This is a genomic window from Dictyobacter formicarum, from assembly GCF_016587435.1.
Window position 1 is genome coordinate 65064 of the sequence record NZ_BNJJ01000011.1, and the last position, 18757, is coordinate 83820.

15 protein-coding genes are annotated in these 18757 nt (G+C 50.4%); 7 read left to right on the forward strand and 8 right to left on the reverse strand.

Features of this window, described 5'->3' with window-relative positions:
- Nucleotides 1-287 precede the first annotated feature (287 nt).
- A complete protein-coding gene (locus JMI88_RS19780; protein ID WP_201363669.1) occupies nt 288-2303 on the forward strand; it encodes a beta-galactosidase in 2016 nt (671 codons plus the stop codon).
- 84 nt (nt 2304-2387) lie between these two features.
- Here the strand turns inward: JMI88_RS19780 and JMI88_RS19785 are convergent, their stop codons facing one another.
- The 3 genes from JMI88_RS19785 to JMI88_RS19795 form a co-directional block, all read right to left on the reverse strand.
- On the reverse strand, nt 2388-3785 hold the full coding sequence (locus JMI88_RS19785) for a mercuric reductase (RefSeq protein ID WP_201363670.1): 1398 nt from the start codon (nt 3783-3785) through the stop codon (nt 2388-2390).
- A 112-nt stretch (nt 3786-3897) separates the two neighbouring features.
- A complete protein-coding gene (locus tag JMI88_RS19790; RefSeq protein ID WP_201363671.1) occupies nt 3898-4350 on the reverse strand; it encodes an NUDIX domain-containing protein in 453 nt (150 codons plus the stop codon).
- Nucleotides 4351-4407: 57 nt separating this feature from the next.
- Nucleotides 4408-5541 (reverse strand): amidohydrolase family protein, encoded by a 1134-nt coding sequence (locus JMI88_RS19795; protein ID WP_201363672.1) that lies wholly within the window; start codon nt 5539-5541, stop codon nt 4408-4410.
- 252 nt (nt 5542-5793) lie between these two features.
- On the opposite strand from JMI88_RS19795, the gene JMI88_RS19800 reads away from it, so the two are divergent.
- Together JMI88_RS19800 and JMI88_RS19805 are read left to right on the forward strand one after the other, a co-directional pair.
- Nucleotides 5794-6918 (forward strand): competence protein CoiA, encoded by a 1125-nt coding sequence (locus JMI88_RS19800; RefSeq protein WP_201363673.1) that lies wholly within the window; start codon nt 5794-5796, stop codon nt 6916-6918.
- 170 nt (nt 6919-7088) lie between these two features.
- Nucleotides 7089-7445, forward strand: a complete 357-nt coding sequence (locus tag JMI88_RS19805) for a YtxH domain-containing protein (protein ID WP_201363674.1) — start codon at nt 7089-7091, stop codon at nt 7443-7445.
- Nucleotides 7446-7606: 161 nt separating this feature from the next.
- On the opposite strand, the gene JMI88_RS19810 is transcribed toward JMI88_RS19805, so the two are convergent.
- Nucleotides 7607-8968 carry a glutamine synthetase family protein gene (locus tag JMI88_RS19810; protein WP_201363675.1) on the reverse strand — a complete coding sequence of 454 codons (1362 nt, stop codon included), beginning with the start codon at nt 8966-8968 and terminating at the stop codon, nt 7607-7609.
- Between the two features lie 366 nt (nt 8969-9334).
- Here JMI88_RS19810 and JMI88_RS19815 point away from each other — a divergent pair, with 366 nt between their 5' ends.
- Together JMI88_RS19815 and JMI88_RS19820 are read left to right on the forward strand one after the other, a co-directional pair.
- The gene (locus JMI88_RS19815) at nt 9335-10525 is read left to right on the forward strand and encodes a general stress protein (RefSeq protein WP_201363676.1); all 1191 of its coding nucleotides are present in this window, start codon (nt 9335-9337) and stop codon (nt 10523-10525) included.
- Between the two features lie 132 nt (nt 10526-10657).
- Nucleotides 10658-11173, forward strand: coding sequence for an NUDIX hydrolase (locus tag JMI88_RS19820; RefSeq protein WP_201363677.1), 516 nt, complete (start codon nt 10658-10660; stop codon nt 11171-11173).
- A gap of 104 nt (nt 11174-11277) precedes the next feature.
- Here JMI88_RS19820 and JMI88_RS19825 read toward each other — a convergent pair whose 3' ends face one another.
- A complete protein-coding gene (locus JMI88_RS19825) occupies nt 11278-12480 on the reverse strand; it encodes a cytochrome P450 (RefSeq protein WP_201363678.1) in 1203 nt (400 codons plus the stop codon).
- A 261-nt stretch (nt 12481-12741) separates the two neighbouring features.
- Between JMI88_RS19825 and JMI88_RS19830 the strand changes: the two genes are divergently transcribed.
- Together JMI88_RS19830 and JMI88_RS19835 are read left to right on the forward strand one after the other, a co-directional pair.
- The gene (locus JMI88_RS19830; RefSeq protein WP_201363679.1) at nt 12742-13194 is read left to right on the forward strand and encodes a GNAT family N-acetyltransferase; all 453 of its coding nucleotides are present in this window, start codon (nt 12742-12744) and stop codon (nt 13192-13194) included.
- Nucleotides 13195-13348: 154 nt separating this feature from the next.
- Nucleotides 13349-14425: an L-threonylcarbamoyladenylate synthase gene (locus JMI88_RS19835; protein WP_201363680.1), complete on the forward strand. Its 1077-nt coding sequence runs from the start codon at nt 13349-13351 to the stop codon at nt 14423-14425.
- 4 nt (nt 14426-14429) lie between these two features.
- Here JMI88_RS19835 and JMI88_RS19840 read toward each other — a convergent pair whose 3' ends face one another.
- The 3 genes from JMI88_RS19840 to JMI88_RS19850 all read right to left on the reverse strand — a co-directional run bounded on the left by JMI88_RS19840 (nt 14430) and on the right by JMI88_RS19850 (nt 18629).
- Nucleotides 14430-15977, reverse strand: coding sequence for a PucR family transcriptional regulator (locus tag JMI88_RS19840; protein ID WP_268906004.1), 1548 nt, complete (start codon nt 15975-15977; stop codon nt 14430-14432).
- A gap of 254 nt (nt 15978-16231) precedes the next feature.
- Complete coding sequence (locus JMI88_RS19845) at nt 16232-17047, reverse strand: tetratricopeptide repeat protein (RefSeq protein ID WP_201363682.1); 816 nt, start codon at nt 17045-17047, stop codon at nt 16232-16234.
- A gap of 76 nt (nt 17048-17123) precedes the next feature.
- Nucleotides 17124-18629, reverse strand: coding sequence for a MiaB/RimO family radical SAM methylthiotransferase (locus tag JMI88_RS19850; protein WP_201363683.1), 1506 nt, complete (start codon nt 18627-18629; stop codon nt 17124-17126).
- Between the last annotated feature and the right edge of the window lie 128 nt (nt 18630-18757).

Here is an 18757-nt window from a genome sequence, read left to right on the forward strand (position 1 = left end):
CGAAATCTTTCTGATAAGAACCGTTCGGAAAAGTTGATATTATTCTCATGGAAAAGTGACCTTGCCACAAGCACCACTTTCTGCTAAAGTGGCCGTACCAGTTATCTCCCGCCTCTTCGTTGACAAGCAGAAGGAATCTGGTGCTAAGAGAAACGGTCCATCCACTCTCTCGGCTAATGATGGCAGTCCTATATACGCGGCATACACCAATTATTCAAGTTGCCTGCTTCAGATAAGCATAAGATAATGGTGTCAATCTTTTTCTATTTTTAAGGAAGTAGTGAGTTATGCAACATCCATTACCAGGTCACATCTTGTATGGTGGTGATTATAATCCAGAGCAATGGTCAGAAGATGTCTGGCTGGAAGATATGCGTCTGATGAAACTGGCGAACGTCAATATGGTCTCGATAAATATTTTTTCCTGGGCCCTGCTTGAACCAAAGCCAGAACACTATCACTTTGAGCAATTGGATCGTATTATGGATCTATTGCATGAGCATGGAATCGCCGCGGATCTGGCGACCGCGACTGCCTCGCCGCCCACCTGGATGAGCCGCCTCTATCCATCGATGCTACCGATGACCCGCGAGGGAGTACGCATGTCCCATGGCTCACGTCAGCACTATTGTCCCAATAGCCCCGATTTCCGCCGCAAAAGCGCAGCACTGGTACAACGCATAGCGGAACGTTATGCTAAACATCCAGCTTTAAAGATGTGGCATCTCAACAATGAATATGGTTGCCATACAGGCCAATGCTATTGTGATAATTGCGCCAAGGCTTTCCGCATCTGGTTACAGGAGCGCTACAAGTCACTGGAGGCAGTCAATACGGTTTGGGGAACCAACTTCTGGAGTCAGCGTTACTATGAGTGGGAAGATATCCTCCCTCCGCGTATCAGCCCGGCACAAAATAATCCCGGCCAGACCCTCGATTACTGGCGCTTCATGAATGATTCGCTACTTGGTTGTTATCGCATCGAGGAAGATATTCTACGCGCCATCACTCCAAATATCCCTCTGACCACCAATCTGATGGTGGCGTTCAAGCCCGTTGACGTCTATGACTGGGCCAGACACATGGATATCGTCTCTTTTGATATGTATCCGGCGCCCGGCACTGAACCATCCTGGAATGCACTGCACCACGATCTAATGCGCTCTGCCAAAGCTGGTCGTCCTCATCTAGTGATGGAACAGAGTCCCAGCCAGGTCAACTGGCAACCGCAGAATCCACACAAACGTCCCGGTCAGATGCGCCTGCATTCACTACAAGGCGTCGCCCATGGCGCGGATGGTATCCTGTTCTTCCAGTGGCGGCAATCTAAAGCCGGTGCCGAGATGTTCCATAGTGCCGTCGTCACCCATGAGGGGAATGAGCATAATCGCATCTTTCGGCAGGCTGCTCAGGTAGGTGCGGAGCTGGCAAAACTCTCATCGACCGTGGCCGGGGCCAGCACACAGGCAGAGGTAGCAATCCTGCTGGATTGGGAGAATTGGTGGGCGGTCGAATACCTGCCAGGGCCTAGCGATCGGTTGCACTATATGGAGATTGTTGGCCGCTACTATCATGCCTTCCACCAGCAGAATATCAGCATCGATATTGTCAAGCCTGAAAGCGACTTGAGCAAATATAAAGTAGTGGTGGCACCATTGCTCTATATGCTGCGTCCCAGCGTCGCCGACAATCTAGAGAACTTTGTAAAACAAGGCGGAAATCTCCTGACCTCCTTCTTTAGTGGAATCGTTGATGAGAATAATCATGTTGCCCTGGGCGGCTATCCGGGCAAGCTACGCAAACTGCTGGGCATCCACGTCGAAGAGTTTGATCCCTTGACGCCAACCATGAACAATAAAGTGATCATCAAAGAAGGTACGTTGGCCGGTACCTATCCCGCAGAAGTATGGGGAGAGCTGGTGCATACAGATGGGGCACAGGCCCTGGGCACCTTTGGTGAGGATTACTATGCTAACCAGGCAGCTTTAACCGTCAACAAGTTCGGCAATGGCAACGCTTACTACCTGGCCACGCAGAGCAGTCAAGAGTTTCTCGGTAAGCTAGCACATGAGATCTGTCAGCAGGCGAACGTCCAGCCGCTGCTGTCCATTGATAGCGACATCGAGGTTACACGCCGTATCACCACGAATGGTGAAAGCGTCTACTTCCTGCTGAACCACCAACAACAGGCCCGGCAAGTTACTCTTCCCCAGGGAACCTACACTTCGCTATTGGATGGCGCAACGGTCAAAGATCAGCTAACGATTCCCGCAATGGACGCGGTAATCTTACAAGCTCACTAAGCTGTTAAAACTATAAGAAACGAAGCAGCTAGAGAGGCTCCCCTCTAGCTGCTTCGTTTCTTACCTGTTTAATTCTTATCTGCTTCAGGATTCAAAAGAACTGAAGAGGTTATTAAGGGATTCGGCAAGGGTAGGATGTGCAAAGACGCCGTCGCGCAGGGTAGTGTAAGGAAGTTTGCCAAGCATAGCGATTTCGAGCATCGCCATGATTTCTCCTCCTTCCAATCCCAGAATACAGGCTCCCAGTATCTGATTATTATCAGCATCGACGATAGCTTTCATGATGCCACGCGACTCATCAACTTCAAGGGCACGAGCAACATAGCTCATAGGCATTTTGGCAACCTTGATATGCCGCCCCTGCTGACGAGCCTCGGTCTCAGCCATACCAACACGACCCAGCTGGGGATCAATAAAGACCGTATAGAGCAGGAGGCGATTGGCAATGCTGGTGTTGCCGTGCTCGATCAGGTTGGTGCGCAGGATGCGGAAGTCGTCGTAGGAGATATGGGTGAAGGCGGGACCACCTTTCACATCACCCAGGGCATAGATATCAGGCACATTGGTTTCAAGGCGATCGTTTACCTGGATATAACCTTTTTGGTCGGTTGCGATACCAGCAGCTTCTAAATGCAGCGTATCAGAATTGGGAACGCGACCGGCGGCGGCCAGCAGGTGTGAGCCGGTAAGAGTGCGCTCACCTTCGGAAGTGCGTACTGTTAACTGGATATGCCCATCCGCACTCTTCTTGACGCTGTTTGCCGAGCTTTCTAATAAGACTTCAATGCCATCCTCGCGCAAAATTTTAAGGACTTCTTGCGCGATATCAGCGTCCTCGCGCGACAATAACTGTGTGCCACGCTGGATAACGGTCACCTGGCTTCCAAAACGCCGGAACATCTGGGCAAACTCCAATCCCACATAACCGCCGCCCAGGACCAGTAAATGCTCGGGCACCTGATCCAATTCCATAATAGTGGTTGAGTTCAGATAAGGAACCTGCTCAATGCCTTCTATGCGAGGAGTTGCCGGGCGATCACCTGTATTGAGGCAAATGATTTCACCTCTCAGTTGGCGTAGTTCACCATTACGCAAACGGACCTCAATGACTCTGGGTTCAATAAAATAAGCCTCGCCCATCAATAGATCTACGTTTTTAGGTTGTTCCAGGCGACGCTGGCTACCATTGCGAAAACTCTCAACAATATCACGTTTACGCTTACGCACAACCGTCATATCCACAGTCACCGATCCACTCGTCTCAACACCGTAGTCAGCAGCACGCCTGGTTAAATAAGCAACCCGAGCGCTAGCCACCATTGTTTTTGTGGGAGTACACCCCTCATTAATACAGGTGCCGCCAACATGCTCGCGTTCAATAATCGCCGTCTTCTTCCCCGCCTGCCCAAACGCTGTCGCCAGAGGTCCGCCCGCCTGACCCGAACCAATAATAATCACATCGTATGGTGTTACAGCTGACATTCCATTTTACTCCTCTAGCATAGAAATATCACAATAGCAATGTCATTCACATCCCATCCTCTACACGCCTGCGCACTACCAAAAAGAGACAAGCAAAGAAAAACCAGGTAACCTATTCTAACGATAAACGTTGATCTTCCTCAGTACGACTTAATTGATTGCGCAAAACAGCCTTTTCCTGGTGCAACAAAGCGTCTTCAACGCGCTGCCGGTGCTTGGGTAGCATATTATGCGGAAGATCGGTAGGTGCAAAGTAGCGACACTCACTGGACTCTTCCGTGGCCATCGGGGTTCCTCCTATCACATGGCAGCGAAAGGTCAAAACAACCTCTTGTTTCTGTGGCTTTGAATATACGCCGACCAGTTGCTCAATGTCGATCTCCAGGCCGGTTTCTTCGAGCACCTCTCGATGTACCGCATCTTCAACGGTTTCGCCAACCTCCATTCCTCCGCCTGGCAGATTCCACCACCCTATATCACGGCGTAACGCCAATAAAATCTGTCCCTCATTAAAGATAAGCGCAGAGACAGCAATACGAAAATTCCTTAGTGAGGAATCAATCATGACAGAATATCTCCCTTAGCAGATGTGCGTGGTACGTCGCCACAGCGTGCCTGTACATTAGAATTTATACACCGCACATGCGTTCTCTCGTAGAATGAGGCGCGCAAACAGGTATGCCTGCTCTTGATCAATTTCATCAGCTGCGATCATTTCTTGCAATACCTGTCCGATGATAGCGCGTCCACGAACCGCGCCAGCCCAGTACATCTCAGGAACATGGATGCCATCTGAACTATACATGAGTTTACTGGCGGGCGCAACACTGAGAGCCTGGCGCGTAAATGCACACATCTCTAACTTCTCCACCATTGGAATCATGTACGACAAATCAAAATAAACGTGTGGATAGATCGCCGCCAGGTAGGCACCAAGCTGGCTATAGGGATAGCTTTCATGCAGTAGGATGATCGGCATCGTCTGATAGTCGCTCACTTCCAAAACTGCGCGCAAATGCAAAGGATTACCCAGCCGCATATCGGTATCGCTATCTCCATAACCGGTGTGGAATTGTATAGGCATATGTTGCTGCGCCGCCTGCCGAAAGGCACAATGCAAAAGATAATCAATTAACGGCTTCTGTACCAGGCGCAGCGTCCCCTGACGCTGTACAATCTGGCGTGCCTCCCCGAAAGCTACTACCGCCTCATCCTTACTCCATTCACGAATCTCAAGCCCACAACGATACGCAGCAATACTTTTGAGAGCACAATAACCCTGTCCACGCAAATCCTGTAGCGCCTGTTTGAACAACTCCACTACTGTATCAAATTCGCTATGCTCAATCACCAGCCGTTCCATCAATGTCTCTAAACGCAGCATGTGAGCCGTCCGACAGCCTGCAGCTTGCTGAATCGCCTGGGGAGAGAAACATTGCTCTGGAAGAGGATGACCAATGTCTAAGATCAGCGTATCGATGTTAGCCGCACCCACCAGGTGTGCCAATAATGCCGTCCCCTGAAAACGATTGCGTGCAGCCAGCACTTCTTCTTCAACTGGCGGGCAGGCATAGATAGTCGACAGTTGCCTCAGCAGCCAGACGTAATAGACCGTGTGATGCACATGCTTCTGCGCAAAGTCGGGATGCGTCGCCTCGGTAAAATAGCTACGAAAGCGTAACACATCCATCTGCTGCTCAAGCAAAATCGGGTGGCAGTGATTATCGACCACTGCGATATTTTGTAAGTCTAGCATGCATCATACCCTTGAGCTCTAAATCTATAGTCAGGCGCACTGCTAAAGCCGGTGATCGCACCTGAATATGTATATTATAAAACAAGTCTCTTTAAAATTTGCGTATTTTGCATATTTATGTATGACATAACAAAAAGTACTTAATTGAAAGCTTTTGTCGCTGTGACATAACAATCGTAAAAGTCTCACAGGCAGGTGCTATAATAAGTCTAATATAGACATTTTCTCGTGCACCAATGATAGGAACAGCTTATGCTTGTCGCATATGGTCCCGATCAGCACACGGTGATCGCTGGCGAGACACCATTTTCACAGCTCCAGCAGTGGTCACGCAATCATCAATTGCATTGCCCCAATTGCCGCGGCGTTGTCCATATACGTGGTGGAGCTGAAAAACGCACGCAGGTGCATTTTGCACATCAGAAGGGCGAATGCGAGTGGAGTACAGAGGCAGAGTCAATTCGCCATGCGCAAGGCAAACTGGTGCTGGCGCAATGGCTACGCCAGCAATATCCTCACGCCGCCATCTCGCTAGAAAAACGTTTACCAGAGCCGAATCGCATCGCTGATGTCTTTTTAGAGCACGCCAATGGACAACAATGGGCCATCGAGTTTCAATGCGCTCCCCTGGATATTGAGGAGTGGAAGATGCGCCACCATGCATATAGGAAAGCCGGCATCATCGATAGCTGGATTATCGGGAATAATCGGCGCGAAAAACAGGAGGCCTTTATCGAGGCCTTGCTCGCCACCAACCGCGAGCTTCTATTTTTAGATCCACTCGTCAGTCCTCCACGCATCTGGTTGCGCTGGCCCATTACACGCCAGCAGGCCATGGAGAGACAGCAGCTACCCGCTACAGAACGAGCAGCTCAATCTCAGAATGCTACTATGGATGGTTGGGTAGGCCGCAGCGGCTATGGCATGACCATCCTGGGTACGCTGGCTGAAATCCAGCTCGATACGCAGGCTCGGCTAATCCATCCCACACGAGTTGCACTGGAGCAGCGCAGTACGCTACTGCAAGCTATGAGTGCAGCCACAGCATTGGATGAGCAACAGCTCGTTACCTACCTTCAACCAGCCATCAATAATACCGCACTCCGACTATTTGTCATACCCCTGCTCCATGCCTATCAATTGGACCCGGAACTGGCGCGCCGCTATAACTACGGTCGTGGCCTACCGGGACAACCTGTGCGCCCCGGAGATCAGCAACGCATTGAAAAAGCCTGTATCTGGCTACGCAGCCTGGTCCGCCATGGCTATACGTTGGAAAAACTTCAACTACTGACCAGGGAATTCCCTTTTGCCGGACCCTACGCTGCGTTTGCAGGGTACGCAGAAATATTGCTGGCCCTCGCCGCCCAACGCTAGATAGGTCTTCCTCTGCCAGGTACTTGCATCGTTTTTTTGAGTAGAGCCTATACTATAGGTATCTGAAACCAAACACTTGTGCTACACGTAATCTATTCAGTGAGACGTATAAAATCAACAATAATGCCGTAGTGAAGTACGACTGTGTGCATAGAGAAAGGATAAAACGCATGAACAGCTTTGTGAAAGGTATTCTCTTCGGGGTTGGTATTGGTTTGCTCATCGCTCCTATGAAAGGCGATGAGATGCGTAGGCTGGTCAGTGAGCGCCTTGGCGAACTACGCGGCTACATTCCTGAGAATGAGCAACTCGACATCTATAAGAGCCAGATTACTGACCGTGTCAACCAGACCGCTGGTACACTGAAGGATTATGCCCAGCAGGCTGCTTCAACTGTAAAGAGTTCAGCCAGTAATCTCAGCAACATTGCTCAGAATGCTGGTACAACGCTGAAATCCAGCGGCCAGGACGTAGCTAGTACTACCAAGGATGCTCTCAACTCAACCAAAAACAGCTCCAATTTTTAAGAGCCAGCAGTGATATGACTCCAGGTCATGTTTATATGGGCCAGAGTATATAAATTCACACTGCGACCAAAAGATCCGCCTCGCTACTTCTTTCCTTTCCTCGGCAGGCGGATCTTTTTTTATATTACAGGCACTAACACGCACAGATCGTAATCTAGAGGTTAATATTTATAGAAATGTTGCAATGCTTCCTCTTCTGGCGATTTATCCACGAAGAAAGAGGCTTCTTCACGCTTAACGGCGATATAGGATGTAGCCAGTAGGGGTCCCAGCGCGTCTAGCAAAACCTGGTCCTGCTCCAGGGCATCCAGGGCTGCATCTAGAGATGTTGGCAGGCGACGAATGCCAAGCCTCTCGCGCTCCTCATCGCTGTAATTACCCGGATCGATGGCCTGCGCCTCCCCTGGCTCAATTTTATTAATGATGCCATCCAGGCCAGCAGCAATCAATGCTCCAATCGATAAATAAGGATTGCCACTATGGTCGGCACACTTCAGCTCCAGATTGCTCGACTCCTGTTCGCGGCCTTTAAACAGTGAGGGAACGCGGATGGCCCCTTCCCGATTATCAAAACCATAGGCCTCATAAGCTGAACTCCAGAAATGGGGAAGCAGACGGCGATAAGAATTGGGGCTGGCACAGGTAATCGCAACCAGGGCTTGCAGGTGACGTAGCACTCCACCAATAAAATGTAGTCCCATCTGACTCAGGCTCCCAGGCCGATGGGCATCATAAAAAAGATTTTGCTGGGCTCGCGCGTGCCCCGTCGTTCCCCACAGGCTGAGATGAATGTGGGCACCATTGCCACCCTGGTCCAAAAAAGGTTTAGGCGCGAATGAGGCATAGAGTTTAAATAAACGGACCACGCCGCGCACTGTCTCGCGCACGCGCAATACCTGGTCTGCCGCGCGTAGCGCATCTGCATGTCTCAAAGATAATTCTTGCTGGGATGGACCCAGTTCAGGATGGAATAATTCGACCGCAAAGCCCTGAGCCTCCAGAGCAGCCAGAATACCATCGGTAACCGTCGCTTGCTCATCCATACCTATGCTACTATAGCAGGCGCTATAGTCGGCAGGCACATATTGGCCTTCAACATCGCGGGCCAGATAAAACTCATGCTCAACACCGATCTCTGCTCGCATATGATGCTCGGCCAGGCGAGCCAGCATACGTTTCAGGAAGCTACGAGGACAGGCCTCCCAGGGCTCACCATCCAGACGCATCATATCGCACAGCATACTGGCAGTATTAGGAACATATGGGAGAACGACAAATGTTTCAGGATCGGGCAGCAAGCGAAATTCGCCGACCGGCCCCATACCCTCGACAGTTGCAAGTGTTTCAACTCCGGTAAAAGCCTGCATAGCCAGCGTCTGACCTATGCCTTCCTGCATACGATTGGCCAGTTTCTGCGCATGCGTCGCCTTGCCGCGAATGATACCGCCATTGTCACAATACAAGAAGCGCACAAGACGTATTTTTTCCGCCTGGACACGCTGTATCACATCTCGCGTATTCATGACCCTAGTCCTCCTATTTCATTTTATCTCGAATGAAAAGAGCAATGCAAACCATTGAAAGTAGTATAACAGAGCAAGTTTATCAAAACAATAAAACCATATATATAAACTAATATATGAAATTAAGCTCAAAAATACGACTATTCGTTCCATGCAAGCAGAAGTAAGCCTGAGCTTTAACTGTATCATTAATGATCATTCTATTCGTGCCAAGAGTAGCTTATTAGTCCGAGTACTTCAACCAATAAACATATAGAGTCAGAGAAGAAGGTAGAGATCGGAAAAGAGGCCATCAGCGTTATAGCTAGCGGGAGTAGCCTGACATATGCCTCTCCAAATAATGTGACCAGATAAGGAGAAATGACTATGGCAGTACAAAGAAGATTGATAGTAGCAGTCTTTAACGAGCGAGATAGTGCAGAGAGTGCTATCAAGCAATTGTACAATGCCGGTGTAGCCAGCGACCGCATTAGCTATTCAGGTGAGGGTACAGGTGCCGCCAGAGGGAGCTTTATAGAGAGCATTAAAAACCTATTTGGCGGAACTCATACACATACTCCTACCGATGTTATGCACGATCTTTCACACATGGGCCTGGCAGAAGATGAGGCACAATACTATGCCCAGGAGTATGCTTCAGGAAGGACAATCGTAGCCGTCCACCCGGATGAACAAAGTCGGGAGGTGCTGTTGATTCTACAGAACAGTGGCGGCTATCATTTTCACAGCCCCGAAGGCACAGGACCCGCCGCTCAGCCCAGAACAGAGACCAACGTTACGAATAACGTGCCTGGTTATGCTCAGGTAAGAAAAGACGAGCAAACGACCGGTTACGATATCAATCAAACTATTGGTGAGCGCCGCGCTGCCGAGGCAGGTAGCAGCTATGATCAAGGCAGCAGTATACCTGGCGGTGTAACCCCTGCTGACGATAAGAGCAAGGTATCAGATACAGGCAGGACCTATAACCAGGACGTTAATCAGAATATCAATGCGCCCGATTATGGAGGCGCACAGGGCGGTAATATACCCTCACATCCCACGGAGAATTATGGACAGTCTGACACGATGCGCCGGGGCGGTACATATGAGCGAAATGTAGGCCAGTCCGACTATAGTAATCAGCAGGGCTATAATGCACCAGACTACAGTCGTCCACAGGATAGCGCCGGACAAACTGTCGCAGAAGATAGCAGCCAGCAACAACCACAAGATTATACAGCTCCAGTACGTCCTGCAAAGAGTGACAGGCAAGATGCTACGAATTATACTGCTGGTCAGCCAGAAACCTCGGAACAACGCAGTAGTGCTGCGCCCGGCTATGAGCGCCCACAGGACATTTATGGCCAGGGTGGCAACAAACCTGGACAACCAGGAAATATTGAGCAAAGGAAAGGCGTGCCCGATTATAGTGAGCAAGTAACACCCCCGGAACATCCACAAGGCCCTGCTGGCCCATACAGCCAGGGCCTTGGAAGAGCGGTAAATAAACCGGAAGATGCCAGGGAGCTTTATGATCGTGAGCAGCGCGAGAATCTCAACCGTGAAGACATTTGATTACCCCTGGCAAGGGATAGATATGGGCTGGCTTATTAAATACATAAGTCGGCCCATTTTTCTGCACCTCTCAACATATTCGAAACGTAATAGAAGCAGAGCTAATAAGCATCAAATCCAAGGAGAAGATCGATGTTTTATTACATCACAAAAAGTCTAGCCTGCATCTGCTTTAATATACTTAATTTCCTTCTGGGGGGTAACTTACCGCCCTTCGGCTGTGTCTGTATGATTGTTGAAAAAGATCAGCAATTTTTGCTCATAGAACAACCAGGCGGTATACTGGCGTTTCCAGGTGGTTTTATGAAGTGGCGTGAGTCACCTGAACAGGCATTGATACGCGAGGGTAAAGAGGAGACAGGGTTAGAGCTCCGGCCACTCGATCTGGTTGGCTTTCAGCCCGGCATCAGTCAGGGCATCCACCAAATGAGTACGTTAACCCTCATCTATCAGGTGGAAGCTATTGGTGGCGACTTGCGTCCTAGTTCCGAGGGCCGGCCTCTCTGGCTATCTGCTGATGAACTCCAAAAAAGGCTCAGCCCATACTACCAATCGATGCTAGAGCAGTATAAGCGCTATCAGGCCACTGACAGCCTGCGGAACACAGAGCAGCAAAACTGTAGGCGACACGGCGCTACAGCCAACTAAACATGCACATCGCAAGAAACCGCAGCAGTGCCAGATCGCTTACGGGGTCCCATTCCGTGTTTGGGATCTTCTCGCATTTCTGGAAAACATATCCATCCTATTTACTAGCGAGCTCGAAAGGTAACTGGCAGATGTTTGGGTCCCATGATGAAGACGCTACGAATAGTTTCGATTGATTGAGTGCGCTCACGGCGGATGTGCTGGAAGCGTTCTAACAGGATACCCAGTGCGATTTTTGCCTCCAGTCGCGCCAGGGGCGCTCCCAGACAAAAATGTATGCCATGCCCAAATGCCAGATGCCGATTGAGGGTGCGTTCGATATCAAAACGTTCTGGCTGGGGAAACTGGACCTGGTCAAAATTAGCGCAGGCCAGCCAACCAATAATCAATTGTCCACGAGGGATCGTTTGACCGTGAATCTCGATTGGTCGCGTGGCATAACGGCCGACTAATAGGGCAGGAGAACGATAGCGCAGTACCTCTTCGATCGCCTGCGGTATCAGGTCAGGACGCGCATGCAGCTGCTCCATCGCCTCGGGATGCTCATCAAAGCAGAGCAGTGCATTGCCAATGAGATTGGTGGTCGTAATATTGCCTGCAATCAACAACAGGGCACAGAACGCCAGAATATCTGGCTCGGACAACGACTCTCCCTCAATCTGGGCTGCAAGCAAAGCGCTCACCAGATCATGTCGCGGCTGCAAGCGTCTCTCAGCCAGCACCTGACGAAAGTAGTCATAGAGCTCATCTAGAGTCTGGCGCATGATCGTGCGCACACGCTTGTTATATTCCTCTATATTATCGCGGCTCAGATCCTCATACTCACTCACCACCATTTGATCGGACCAGTGTTTAAATTGAGCGCGATCTTCCGATGGTATGCCTAGCATTTCAGAAATGACGATCACGGGCAATGGATATGAAAGGTCTGCAATAATATCCATCGCGCCTTGCCAGGCCACTTGATCCAGTAAATTATGGGTAATCTCAGCAATTCGGGCCGCCATGCTGGCTATCGCTCGAGGCGTAAATGCCTGAGAAACCAGCGAGCGCAACTGACGATGGCGCGGCGGGTCGGTCGTCAATACACTCTGACCCTTCACCATTTGATCAGGATGTTCAACAAACTGCGAGCCATCCGAAGAAAAAGTCTCATGGTCTGAGGCCAGCGCCAGCACATCATCATACTCAAACACTTCCCAAAACTTCCCCCGTTCGTTATAAGAAACGGGACCAGACTCTGTGCGCAAGGCTGTGAAGCATTCATAAGGATTGAGTAATTGGTCTAACAAATCGCGTGGATTCATCGCAGGTTCGGTGCTTCTGACGGAGCAAACTGCCGAAAAACACCATCTCCTTTCTGTTGCCACTAGCTTTTTTGCATTGTATACGGCTTACCAATATGTATCATAGTAATGCAAATCGTCTCAAAAAACAAAGCAGCGCAACTCCACGTTACAATGCCTCATCCATAGTACTCACAAAGCAGGCATTACTAAGCAGTACATTGATCCGTTCTAATAAAAAAAGAGCAAAGAATAACTATTTTCAGGTAGGAGTATTTTTCAATGTCTTATGAATGGCAACGCGGCGATTATACTATCAGCACTGACAAGAAACGTTTGGATATTACCGTTATTCACAGCTTCCTCACCCAGGCATACTGGTCAATCGGCATTCCACGGGAAACGGTAGAACAAGCCCTGAAGCATTCGCTCTCTTTTGGCCTCTATAAAGGTCAAGAACAAATTGGCCTGGCCCGCCTGGTCACCGATTACACCACCTTTGCCTATCTGGCAGACGTCTTTATCTTAGAACCCTATCGTGGTCGAGGCCTCAGCAAATGGCTATTAGAAGTGATCACCACACACCCTGAACTTCAAGGGTTGCGGCGCTGGCTACTGGCCACAAAAGACGCTCACGGCCTATACAAACAATCAGGCTTCGTCCCACTCCGCAACCCCGAGCGCTTTATGGAAATACAAGATCCCAACATCTATATCCGCTCAAGCACCCGGTAGGCATGATAATTTTGCCAGGGTGGGCCTCTAAAACGAAACCCTCAAAGCCGGCATGCGACTTTCGTGGTAACAGGAAACGTGCTATACTCAAGCAAAAATCGAACCAGATAGCGTGAACAGGTTAAGAACTTTTTAGAGGAACATAGACACATCCATGCAACAGCAAGAGACACAGATTATAAAGTTAGACCCTAACCGTCCGGACGAGCAATATACACAACATATTGCATACGCAGCCCAATTATTACGTGCGGGTGAGCTGGTAGTTTTTCCGACCGAGACCGTCTATGGTCTGGGTGCGAACGCGTTAGACGCACAGGCGGCCGAGCAGATCTTCATCGCCAAGGGACGACCCCTTAGCGATCCCTTGATTGTGCATATCGCTGATGAGCATGAGTTGGAAAATATTGTGTCGGTGGTGCCAGCAACAGCCAGAAAGCTGGCAGCAGCTTTCTGGCCTGGGCCGCTAACGATGATCCTACCTGCTGGTCCACGGGTACCAGCCCTGATTACCTCAGGGCTGCCTAATGTAGCGGTGCGCATGCCCGGCCATCCAGTCGCGCAGGCCTTGATTCGTACAGCAGGTATACCGATAGCCGCCCCCAGTGCCAATCGCTTTATGCATGTCAGTCCTACCACCGCGCAACACGTCTATGTGGATCTTAAGGGTCGTGTCCCTTTGATCCTGGATGGTGGTCCCTGTACGGTGGGAGTAGAGTCTACCATCCTGGATCTCTGTGCCGAGGTGCCAACCATCCTGCGACCCGGCGGTATTAGTCTGGAAGCGCTGCGCAGTATACTTCCGCAGGTTCAACCACCACAGCCACGGCAAACACAGGATGAAGAGGATTTCACGCATGCCCAGGCAGCACCGGGACAAATGCACATCCACTATTCCCCCAGCGTGCCAGCTTATCTATTCGAGGGCTCAGTAGCAGCCATGCGCCAGGCTATGCTGGCAGAGCTACAAACGCGCAAGGCCAGAGGAGAACTGGTAGGAGTCTTGATCGCCGACGAAGACCTGAACGCATTTCAGGACAGCGGAGCGATCATTTATAGTCTGGGGCGCACTCCCGAGCAGATTGCTACCCACCTCTTTGCAGGCTTGCGCACACTTGAAGAAGCAAGTGCCAATGTCATTCTCTGCCGCACCTTCACCGAACAAGGATTAGGATTGGCCATACGCGACCGTCTGCTCAAGGCCGCTGGCAGCAAAGTCACAAAAGTCTAGTTGCTCAGTGCTTTTTGAGATGGTGAATCTTGAGAGCAATCTGCAGCGCCAGGCGGAGCTCGGGATCTTCTAGCGAACGACCTAGCAGGGCCTCAATGCGATTGAGGCGATAGAGCAGAGAATTGCGATGGAAATGCATGGTACGTGCCATCTCGCTGAGATTGCCATTGCAGCGGAAGAAGCCTTCCAACGTCTCAACGTAGGTGCTATCGTTATTGAGCAGCGGGCCCAGCGTCTCATAATAAAAATCATCCAACTCACTATGTCCATTGAGGTGAAAGAGCAGGCGATAGATACCCAGGCGAGCAAACGAATGCAGGTTCCCTTCGCCAAAGAGGCGGCGACCAATTTCCAGCGCCTGCTGTGCTTCGCGGAAAGAGAGAGGCAGGCCCTGCAAGTTCTTAGCGATACGTCCGATGCCACAGGAATAGGTGGGGCGCATGGTGCCATTGCTTTTTTGGGAAGAAATGCGGAAGACGACGCGCTCCAGGCGCGAATAGAGCGAATTTTCATGCTCCCGCTCGGTCTCGCTCTGGTCATCAAAAGGCGGCAGAGGCAGGATCGCGATCACGCGGCGGGCCTCACTCTGTACCCAGCACCCTGGCCATTCACGCAAGAGTTCTTCGCGGACGCGCTTGTTCCATTGGGCATAGGAACTGCTGGTAGAAAAATCATGCTCGCCAGGTGAAATCTCAAAAACGACGATGGCTTGCGGAGTAGTTAAATCGTAGCCAAGCAGGCGAGCACGTGCCATCATCTCTTCGGGCTGCTGATAATGGCCCTGAATCACGTCGGTAAATGCTTCAACCTGATAACGGCTCTCGACCTCAGTGCGATCGCGCTCACGCGCAAACTCAATCGCGATAATAGGGGTGGCCTGGCCCAGGATAATACGCTCTAGATAATCAAAATCGCTTTCATTACCGACCAGGGAAAGGTAGCCAGCGATCTCGTGGCGGCTGCTGGGAATCGGTTCCACCACACGCACCAGACCTTGTCGACGTAGCTGTTCATCGGTCAATGGACTGGGTAATGCCAGGGGAGAGACATTGGCAGGAGCAGCTTGCAGACGCACATGCTGATCAGCATCCTGTATCACGACCCACTTGCCACGGTTGGTCGCAAGATACTCGCAGACCCCCTGAATGCCAGCCCCCTGCAAACTTAATTGCATTAACTGACTGGCAATCTCGGTTGCTTTGCGCTCGGTTTCGCCACGAAAGCTCACCACAAACGTAATGACTTCACGCTCAATCTCTTCAAGCAGAGCATTGAGCGGAAGCAAAATCAGAGGCAGATGCATCTGATCCGCGAAATCTCGCGCTTCCGCACCTAAAGCCTCCACAGATGGCGCAGCAACTGCAACAACTGCTACGCCAGCCTGATGCAGACTCTTCAGGAGATGGGGAAGGGTCTCATCCAGGCGCCGCAATTGGGAAAGTGTCAGTAAAGCGAGCTCACCGCCTTGCACACTTTCGAATGCAGGCAAGCGAGAACGCATACGACACGCCCACGTTACACGACGCTCTAGCCCCCTCCACCAGCTACTAATTGTGCGTCACGTGAGGCGAGCAGAGTTAAAATGTTTCGGACTGAAGCCGAAGATTGTGATTGCGACGGGGATAAACTGCTCATAACTCACACGCAAACTAGCAGTGCACAATTAACGGCGAGCGGCTGCAGGAGCAGAAGCGGCTTTCTGAGCACGCTGCTTTTCTTTCAGCTTTCTCGCTTTTTGTAAATGCTTATGCCAGGCAACTTTCTTCGTCTTATTCATTGTATTATACAACCTTTCCTCTAAAAATGTTACTCTTCAATATCGGTATTGCCTTCAAATTCAAAATCGTTCAAATCTTCAGACTCATCACCGCCATCGTAATACTCATCATCAGTACCCATCTCGTCATCTTCCTCACGGTCATGACGCAAAATGGAGTCTTTGATATAAGCACGGACAGTGTCGCCACTGCCCTGCGAGGGGAAACTCACTGTACCAAACATATTTGGATGCTGATACTCTTCGCGAATGATGATGCGAACAAGATGAAGGTCCAGGGTCAGGATACCTGCGGCATAACGGTTGCCTTCTTTGATGTAACTGATCAAACGACCCGCCAGGCGGGGCTCAACCTGTCCAATCGTTTCCTGAGCAGCATTGCGCGCCAGCAACCGGTGGCCATCAACAACCAGATTAATGCGATCTCCAACGCCCAGGCGTGAGAGCACAGGGGCAGAGCCCAGATTTATAAGCTCGGTAATACCGGTCTTGCCGGTCTCTTCAATGAAGAGTCGCGGATCGATGCGATCCACACCGACAGGTCCAGGAGCGGAAGCATCCTGCAACGTCTGCAGACGATCCAGGTTCTTCTTCGCAATAGTGTTCGCTGGACTATACTTTAAGGTTTGTGAATAGGCCTGCCGAGCCTCTGAGTATTGGCCCAACTCACTATATGCCTTACCCAAACGGTTATACGCATCTGGTTCCTGAGAAAACATATTGAGAATATTTTTATTCGTCAACACCGCTTCTCCCCATTGGCCTTCTTGAGCCTGCCGGATCGCCAGGTCTGTCCACTGCTTCTTCAGCCGTAACTTTTCTTCAGCTGACAGTGCTTGTGTCATCAAAGCCTCCTCCAACTTCGTGGATATGTTGTGTTTTATAGCTTACGTACTTAAAACGCACGTTTCATAACGCAACTTATAGTACAACTGCCTCACCTTGTAATGACCAGGCTGTGGCCCGTTCGATGCGCACCTGTACAAAGTCGCCGGGTTGAATGGCACGCTGACCCTCGGATGTTGCACTATCCGGCTCGGGGCAGAACACCAGCTTATTGGCGCGATTGCGCCCTTTCAGCTGCTTGCGCCCATGCGTCGTATTCGTGTCCTCAACCATCACTTCCTCTACCTTCCCCACATAAGACTGATTCAGTTCAAACGCTATTTTACCCTGAACTTCTTCCACTGCATGCAAACGGCGCTTTTTTTCTGCCAGGGGAACATCGTCCTCCCAGCGGGCCGCAACCGTTCCAGGGCGAACCGAGTAAGCAGCAACATGAACTACATCAAAACGGATCTTCTCCAACAAATCCAACGTATGCTGGAACTCTTCTTCAGTTTCACCGCAGAAGCCTACAATAATGTCAGTCGATAAGGTAATATTCGGCCAGAGTGCGCGTACGCGTTCAATACGCTCAATGTACTCATCCAGGGAATACCCGCGTTTCATACGCTTGAGCATTACATCATCGCCAGACTGGACCGGAATATTCAGATGTTCACACACCTTTGGTAGATGCGCCATACGCTCAATCATGCTATCCGTCATGTGGCGCGGATAAGAAGTCATAAAGCGAATACGCGCTAACCCTTCGATCTCGCTTAAATTTGTCATCAGGTCAGCCAGATCAGGCTGATCGGGCAAATCCAGGCCATAAGCCTCTACAGTCTGCCCCAGAAGAGTCAATTCTTTGGCTCCCTTATTCACCAGTGATCGAGCCTCGATCATTAGCTCATCCATCGGACGGCTGCGCTCGCGACCCCGGCGATAAGGCACAATACAATAGGTACAGACCTTATTACAACCAAGCACGATCGGTAGCCAGGCGGCAGGACTCGCCTTGGCGGGCTCAATTTTGGTAGGATAATGGGCAACACGCTCCCCGGGCTTAGGAGTAATAGCCATCGGAAGTACAGTACGCTTACCCGCGCGATTGGTAGAGGTTGCAAAAGTGGGCACCATGGGAGAGACAGGAATCTCCTCAACTGTATCATCGCTGGCATCGGGCATGAACTCAATATCCAGACAGCCCGCACCAGAGATAGGAGTCCAACGCTCTTCCAGGAAGCGAGGTAAAATATCCGCATGCTCAACTTTCATAAACAGATCGATGTGCGGATAGCGCTTGCCCAGCGCATCAATCGTCTTCTGATTGCCAATCATACATCCCATCAAAGCTACCAGAAGATCGCTACGCTCGTTTTTAGCTCGTTTCAATTGAGCAAGCAAATTATGCGCCTTCTCCTCAGGAGCCTGTCTCACGCTACAGGTGTTCAGAACTACCAGATTTGCTTGCTCCATGCTGGCTTCTTCCCACCCTAATTCATCAAGCATAGTCTGAATGCGCTGAGAGTCAGCCTGATTCATTTGACAGCCAACCGTCCAAATATGATATTTTCCCCGTGGAATACTAATTGTGGTCATTTCAGAGCCTCTCTTCGAGCATCAATAGCCTGTGTAGTAGCATATGAGATATCTTTACCTACTCGTCCTTATTCTAAGATGGACGGTATTATACACCATGTAAGGTCCCCTGTCACCCTTCTGGCGAA